6 protein-coding genes are annotated in these 6,880 nt (G+C 64.1%); 4 read left to right on the top strand and 2 right to left on the bottom strand.

Translation table 11 applies throughout. The features are described from left to right. The 4 genes from tauB to BN1128_RS17980 form a co-directional block, all read left to right on the top strand. Nucleotides 1-694 (top strand): taurine ABC transporter ATP-binding subunit (gene tauB / locus BN1128_RS17995; RefSeq protein WP_042871282.1); only part of this gene is annotated, 694 nt, incomplete at its 5' end. Beyond that, complete coding sequence (gene tauC, locus BN1128_RS17990) at nucleotides 691-1,518, top strand: taurine ABC transporter permease TauC (protein ID WP_042871254.1); 828 nt, start codon at nucleotides 691-693, stop codon at nucleotides 1,516-1,518. The genes tauB and tauC, both read left to right, overlap by 4 nt. Further along, nucleotides 1,515-2,366, top strand: coding sequence for a taurine dioxygenase (gene tauD / locus BN1128_RS17985; RefSeq protein ID WP_042871252.1), 852 nt, complete (start codon nucleotides 1,515-1,517; stop codon nucleotides 2,364-2,366). Before tauC ends, tauD begins: the two co-directional genes overlap by 4 nt. Nucleotides 2,367-2,604: 238 nt before the next feature. Continuing rightward, nucleotides 2,605-4,284, top strand: a complete 1,680-nt coding sequence (locus tag BN1128_RS17980; protein ID WP_042871249.1) for an alpha/beta fold hydrolase — start codon at nucleotides 2,605-2,607, stop codon at nucleotides 4,282-4,284. A 59-nt stretch (nucleotides 4,285-4,343) separates the two neighbouring features. Here the strand turns inward: BN1128_RS17980 and BN1128_RS17975 are convergent, their stop codons facing one another. Then, entirely contained in the window at nucleotides 4,344-5,705 is a 1,362-nt protein-coding gene (locus BN1128_RS17975) for an MFS transporter (RefSeq protein ID WP_042871247.1), read from the bottom strand. Between the two features lie 280 nt (nucleotides 5,706-5,985). Beyond that, entirely contained in the window at nucleotides 5,986-6,879 is an 894-nt protein-coding gene (gene cyoE / locus BN1128_RS17970; protein ID WP_042871245.1) for a heme o synthase, read from the bottom strand. Nucleotide 6,880 lies beyond the last annotated feature (1 nt).

Genomic DNA, 6,880 nt, shown 5'->3' with positions numbered 1-6,880 from the left:
AGCGGGAGAGCTGATGGTGGTACTCGGCCCCTCCGGCTGTGGCAAGACCACCCTGCTCAACCTGATCGCGGGGTTTCTCACCCACCATCAGGGCCAGATCAGCCTGCAGGGCAGGCCGGTGACCGGCCCCGGCGCCGAGCGGGGAGTGGTGTTCCAGCACGAGGGTCTGCTGCCCTGGCGCAACATGCTGGACAACGTGGCCTTCGGGCTGCAGCTGGCCGGCCTGCCCCGCCCCGAGCGTGAAGCCAGGGCGCGGGCCATGCTGCGCAAGGTGGGGCTGGAGGAGGCCCATGCCAAGCCCATCTGGCAGCTCTCAGGCGGCCAGCGTCAGCGGGTCGGCATCGCCCGCGCCCTGGCTACCCAGCCACAACTGCTGCTGCTCGACGAACCCTTCGGCGCCCTCGATGCCTTCACTCGCGAGCAGATGCAGACCCTGCTGCTGCGCCTGTGGCACGAGCAGCGTCGCCAGGTGCTGCTCATCACCCACGACATCGAGGAGGCGGTATTCATGGCCACCGAGCTGGTGCTGCTCTCCCCCGCTCCGGGCCGGATCACCGAGCGGCTGACCCTGGATTTTGGCCGCCGTTTCGCCGCTGGTGAATCGTGCCGCAGCATCAAGTCGGATCCGGCCTTCATCGAGCAGCGTGAATACGTGCTCGGCCGGGTCTTCGCCGAGCGGGAGGTGTTTGCATGACGGCAGCCCTCTCATCCCCGGCAATCCCCGCCAAGGTGCGTCTGCGCTGGCCGTTGCCGCGTCGGCTTGGCGTGAGCCTGCTTAGCCTGACCACCCTGCTGGCCCTCTGGTGGCTGGTGGCGCACCTTGGCTGGATAAGCCCCCTGTTTTTACCGCCCCCCGAGCAGGTGCTACGCCAATTGATCACCATAGCCGGGCCGCAGGGCTTCATGGATGCCACCCTGTGGCAACACCTCGCGGCCAGCTTGCAGCGCATTCTGATCGCCCTGACGGCGGCGGCCCTGTGCGGGGTAACGGTGGGGATTGCCATGGGGCTGAGCCCCACAATGCGCGGCATGCTGGATCCGCTGATCGAGCTCTACCGACCGGTACCCCCGCTCGCCTACCTGCCACTCATGGTGATCTGGTTTGGCATAGGCGAGACCTCCAAGGTGCTGCTCATCTATCTCGCCATCTTCGCACCGGTCGCCATGGCAACCCTGACGGGGGTGCAGAGCGCCCAGCAGGTGCGGCTGCGGGCCGCCCAGGCGCTGGGCGCCACCCGCTGGCAGGTATTGTGGTACGTCATCCTGCCCGGCGCCCTGCCGGAAATCTTGACCGGGCTGCGCATCGGGCTCGGAGTCGGCTGGTCCACCCTGGTGGCGGCCGAGCTCATCGCCGCCACCCGCGGCGTGGGCTTTATGGTGCAATCCGCCGGCGAGTTTCTCGCCACCGACGTGGTGCTGGCGGGCATTCTGGTGATCGCCCTGATCGCCTTCATTCTGGAACTTGGTTTACGTGCGCTGCAGCGTCGCCTGACGCCGTGGCATGGAGAAGGATTATGAGCAATACCCTGCGTATCATCCCCCTTGGCCCCCATATCGGTGCCGAGGTCAGCGGCATCCAACTGGCCGAGCCTTTGCGCGAGAGCCACTTCGAGCAGCTCCATCAGGTCCTGTTGAGCCATCAGGTGCTGTTCTTTCGGGACCAGCCCATCACCCCCCTGGCCCAGCGGGCGCTGGCCAACCGCTTCGGCGATCTGCACATCCATCCCGTCTATCCCCATGCGCCCGAGGCCGAAGAGATCATCGTGCTCGACACCCACGACGAGAATCCGCCGGACAACGACAACTGGCATACCGATGTGACCTTCATCGAGACGCCCCCGGCGCTGGCCATCCTGGCAGCCAAGCAGTTGCCGCCAGTCGGCGGAGACACCCTGTGGGCCAGCGGCATCGCCGCCTTCGAGGGACTCTCTCCCCGCCTGCAACAGCTGCTGGCGGGACTGGAGGCCGAGCACGACTTCAGCAAGTCGTTCCCGGCCCATCGCCACAACGGCAGCCCGGAGGAATATGGACGCTGGCAGGAGGCGGTGGCCCGCCACCCGCCGCTGCGCCACCCCGTGGTCCGCACCCACCCCCTCAGTGGCCGTCAGGCGCTGTTCGTCAATGAAGGGTTCACCACCCGCCTGCCCGACTTGCCGAGGCAAGAGAGCGAGGCGCTGCTCGCCTTCCTGTTCGCCCACATTACCAAACCCGAGTATCAGGTGCGTTGGCGCTGGCAGGAGCACGACATCGCCATCTGGGATAACCGGGTCACTCAGCACTATGCCAACGCCGACTATCTGCCGGCACGACGGGTGATGCACAGGGCCACCATACTGGGGGACAAACCCTTCTGGCGGGCCTGGTGAGCACACAGGTATAACCGGCACTCCCTTCATGCCACATGGCCTGCTTAGCGACATTTATTGATCCCGATAAAAATAACGGGGCACTATGCGGGCCATTATTTTCAAATAACCCAGTTAATGGCGCCAAATTATTTTCACCGACATACATTGAAATATTTCCATACAATTACCCACTGCTATTTTTTTGAGTCCATCACGTAACATGCCCGGGTTCAGGCAATATGATGGAAACAAAAAAATGAAATACACGCTGATGATATCCTTGCTGGCGCCGGCCCTGCTGGCGGGCTGCAATCTGGAAAAAAAAGAGGAGGCTCCCTTCAAGGCGCGGCATATTACCGCCGCTTATGACGCGGGCAACATCTGCCGCCAATTGCAACAGGGGTGGCAGGAGGATGGCGTCGCCGTGCCCGCCAGCCAAGTCAGTTGCCACTACCTGACGGTGCCGCTCGATTACGACAAGGAGTGGGTCCAGATCAAGGAGACCAAATGGGAGAAGCGCCCTGCCCCCGCCCCGGCTGCCACTTTCCTCTCTGGCAACACAAGCCGCTTCTCGACCCCCTCCTGGTCAGGGGGCGAGATCAAGCAGGAGACCCGCAAGGTCAAGGGTGACACCATCGACCTCTTCTATGTGCACTATCGCGCCACCGGCGACTATCGCGGTACCCTCTTCTACAACCCGGGCGGCCCCACGTCGGCCACCCCGGATCTGGGTACCCTGCTCGACATGCTGCGCAGTGCCAACCCCGCCATCCTGGCGCACTACGACATAGTCACCCTGGATCCCCGCGGGGCTGGTTACAGCGCGCTCGGACACGAACTTAGAAGTTGTCTGCTGACGGACAAGAGCGGCATCCGGCCGGACATGACCCCGGCGCAGCTCGCCAAGGTCTTTGCCAGCCAGGACAAGGGCGCCCTGCTGGCACTCGAGAGCAGTGACGATCAGGGCAAGGCCTTCGTCACTGCGCTGCGGGAGCGCTGCGACGAGCCGCTGCGGCTGCATGCGCCGCACCTGGGTTCGCGGGCCGTGGTCGAGGACATGGAGCGAGTGCGCCAGCATCTGGGGCGCGACCGCATCACCCCCATCACCTTCTCCTACGGCACCCGCCTCGCCGCCCTCTATGCCGCCCGCTACCCGAGCCACGTGGCCAATCTGGTGGTCGACTCGCCGATGTCCCCTGCCGAGAGCCGCTACCCGGCCATCTTCCGCGGCGATGCCGAGAATGCCAATCGCATCCTTGAGTGGCGCTTCGGGGCCGAGGCGTTGCAGCGCAGCATGGCGGTGACCCGGCAAGTGCGCGACAGCGGCCACTATGTGGACAACATGGGCAATGTGCTCGACCGCACCCGCTGGGAAGCGGTGATGGGAGATGCCATCAGCGGCAGCCAGCACGCCGATCAGCTCGCCTTCTGGCAGCAGGATGATGCCGGCCCCCTGCTGGCCCGCCTCACCCAGGAGCAGGTCGGCGAGACGCCCTACCAGGATCTGCTGGAAATGCCCTTCTTCAGCGCCATCCACTGCACTGACAACAGTGAGCCCTATGGCTGGCAGGCGCTGGCCCCGGAAGATGCCGCCTTCCAGGGCCCGGGCGCCCTGCTGCTGGCCAAGAGCTTCCACACCTGCGCCGACTGGCCTTATCCGCGCCAGCCCATCGCGACGTACGGCGCCGGCGAGATAAAGCTCCCGGATGATGCCAAGGCCCTGGTGCTCGGCGCCGAGCACGATCCCAATACGCCCTTTGCAGGCGCTCGCCAGATGCAGGCCGCCTTTGGCAACTCCGCCCGTCTGGTGCGGGTGGAGCAGAGCAACCGGCACGGCCAGCTGCACTCCTCACAGTGCGCCAGAGAGGCCCTCAGCACCCTGCTGCTGGGGGATGCCGCGAGCCTGCCCGCCGAGCAGCTCTGCCTGGCCGACTAAACCCAACCCAACTAAAAAGCCCGCCGAATTGGCGGGCTTTTTCATGGTGGCAGGCGCCGTCAGGCGGCGACCAGCGACTCCAGATCCCGACGGCTCAGGCGCTTGCTGTCCACCTTCACATAGAGCGAATGCTCCGCCGGCGCCAGCAGCACATCGCTCACCCCGTCACAGGCGCGGATCCGCTGCTCCAGCGCCGGGCTCGCCTCGACACCTGCCGGCAGCACTATGCGCAGACTGCTTACATAGGGGGGCTCCTGCATGGTGAGGCTGACCCCCAGCCAGGCCAGGGCCAGCAGGGCGCAACTGCCAAACACCAGCACGCCGCCGCCCAGGCTGTAGAGCAAGCCCCCCAGGCTGCCGCCGATGGCTACCCCGATGAACTGGCTGGTGGAGTAGACCCCCATGGCAGTGCCTTTGTAACCCGGTGGCGACTCCTTGCTAATGAGCGACGGCAGCAGCGCCTCCATCACGTTGAAGCCGATAAAGAAGAGCTGCAACCCGGCGAGCAGGCCCCACAGCTGCAGCCCGGCCTGCCACAACACCACTTCGGCGATGAGCATCACCAGCACGCAAGCCTGGAATACCCGCTTCATCTGGCGGCGCTTTTCGGCATAGATGATGAAGGGCACCACGCTCACAAAGGCGACCAGCATGGTGACCAGATAGGCCTGCCACTGGCTGTCACGGGGCAGACCAGCTTGTTCGAGCAGCGGCGGCAGCGCCACGAAGCTCGACATCAGCAGGGTGTGCACGCAGAGGATGCCGAGGTTGAGTTTGAGCAGGCGCGGGTTGGTGAGCACGGTGCGCATCCCGCCCCTGACCATGCTGGACTCGCGATTGAGCAGGTGACCAGTCGGGGTCGGCACCAGCCAGAGGGTGATGGCTATGCCCCCCAGCGCCAGCAGGGCGATGAGCCAGAACAGGCCGGACAGCCCCAGCGCATGAGTGATGATGGGGCCCGTCACCATGGCGATAGCGAAGGTGATACCAAAGCTCACCCCGATGAAGGCCATCGCCTTGGTGCGGTTCTGCTCGCGAGTGAGATCCGAGAGCAGCGCCATCACGGCGGCCGAGATGGCACCGCTGCCCTGCAAGGCGCGACCGAGGATGACACCCCAGATGGAGTGGGTCAGCGCCGCGATCACGCTGCCCAGCGCAAACATCAGCAGACCGCCGACGATCAATGGCTTTCTGCCGATACGATCGGAGAGCAAGCCGAACGGGATCTGGAACAGCGCCTGGGTCATGCCATAGATGCCGATGGCAAGGCCGATCAGGGCTTCGGAGGCGCCCGCCAGTGACATGCCGTAGGTGGTCAACACCGGCAGCACCATAAACATGCCGAGCATGCGCAAAGAGAAGACGGAGCCGAGCGCCCAGGTCGCGCGGCGCTCGCCCCTCGTCATGGTGAAATCATTCATGATGGCCTCGATAGGTCAAAGAGAAGGGAGACGCAAGGGGTGGATGACGCAAGGCGCGTCACACCCGAACAACGGGAAAAGTGCCCCGCAGGGCGGCCCCATAATAACAGAGCCGGGAAGGTTCCCGGCTCTGGATTTCATGCATTTAGGGGTGCAGTTCACACTATCAAGGCAGCATGCTCACCAGAACCGGCGCTGCGTCCGGCTGGAAATCCACCGACATCATCACGCTCAGGCAGGTGAAAGTGATGACGACGCGGGAGAACATGCCGCGTCAGGGTCAGGGCAGCATGCTCACTAAAACCGGCGCTGCGTCCGGCTGGAAGTCCACCGACATCATCACGCTCAGGCAGGTAATGGTGACGATGGAGAACATAAACAGCTTGCGGGCCCAGAGGGAGTCATCGACCGCCTGCTTGTAACCCGACAGCGCCATGCCCAGCCACCAGACGCTGACCGCCGTCGCCACGATCAGATACTTGTAACCGGCGTAACCGCCGAGGAACAGCATCAGGGTCGGCACCATAAAGGCCAATATGTAGAGGGTGATGTGGTGCTTGGCCACGACAATCCCCTTCACCACCGGCAGCACGGGTATGTTGGCGGCCTGATAATCCTTGAAGCGGAAGATGGCAATCGCATAGGAGTGCGGCATCTGCCACAGGCTGAAGATCGCCAGCAGGATCAAGGCGCCCGAGTCGAACTGACCGCTCACGGCGCAGTAGCCGATGACGGGTGGCGCGGCGCCGGAGAGGCTGCCGACCAGGGTGCCATAGACGGAGTGACGCTTCATGTAGAGGCTGTAAACCCCCACATAGACCAGGAAGCCCAGCACTGCCAGCAAGGCGGCCAACGGATTGGCCGCAAAGTAGAGCAGTGCAATGCCCGCAACGCCCAGCGCGCTCGCATACCAGAGCGACACACCGGGGGCGATCAGCCCCTTCACCAGGGCGCGGTTCTTGGTGCGCTCCATGATGCAGTCGATGTCCCGGTCGATGTAGTTGTTGAACACACAACCGGAGGCCACCACCAGGGAGACACCCACCATGGTCAGGATGAACAGGGGCACATCCAGGCTCCCCTTGGAGGCCAGCAGGAATCCCCCGATAACCGAGATGAGGTTACCGAAGATGATGCCTGGCTTGGTCACTTGCAGGTATTGCTTCATCATCACA

Origin of the sequence: Aeromonas piscicola (assembly GCF_000820005.1) — a bacterium.
Lineage (GTDB): Bacteria > Pseudomonadota > Gammaproteobacteria > Enterobacterales > Aeromonadaceae > Aeromonas > Aeromonas piscicola.
The sequence above is the reverse complement of the archived record's forward strand: the minus strand, read 5'-3'. Positions and strand labels throughout refer to the sequence as shown.

Excerpts from the sequence above, each read along its gene's own strand:
- tauC (WP_042871254.1), top strand. The coding sequence starts at position 691 with ATGACGGCAGCCCTCTCATCCCCGGCAATCCCCGCCAAGGTGCGTCTG.
- tauD (WP_042871252.1), top strand. The coding sequence starts at position 1,515 with ATGAGCAATACCCTGCGTATCATCCCCCTTGGCCCCCATATCGGTGCC.
- BN1128_RS17980 (WP_042871249.1), top strand. The coding sequence starts at position 2,605 with ATGAAATACACGCTGATGATATCCTTGCTGGCGCCGGCCCTGCTGGCG.
- BN1128_RS17975 (WP_042871247.1), bottom strand. The coding sequence starts at position 5,705 with ATGAATGATTTCACCATGACGAGGGGCGAGCGCCGCGCGACCTGGGCG.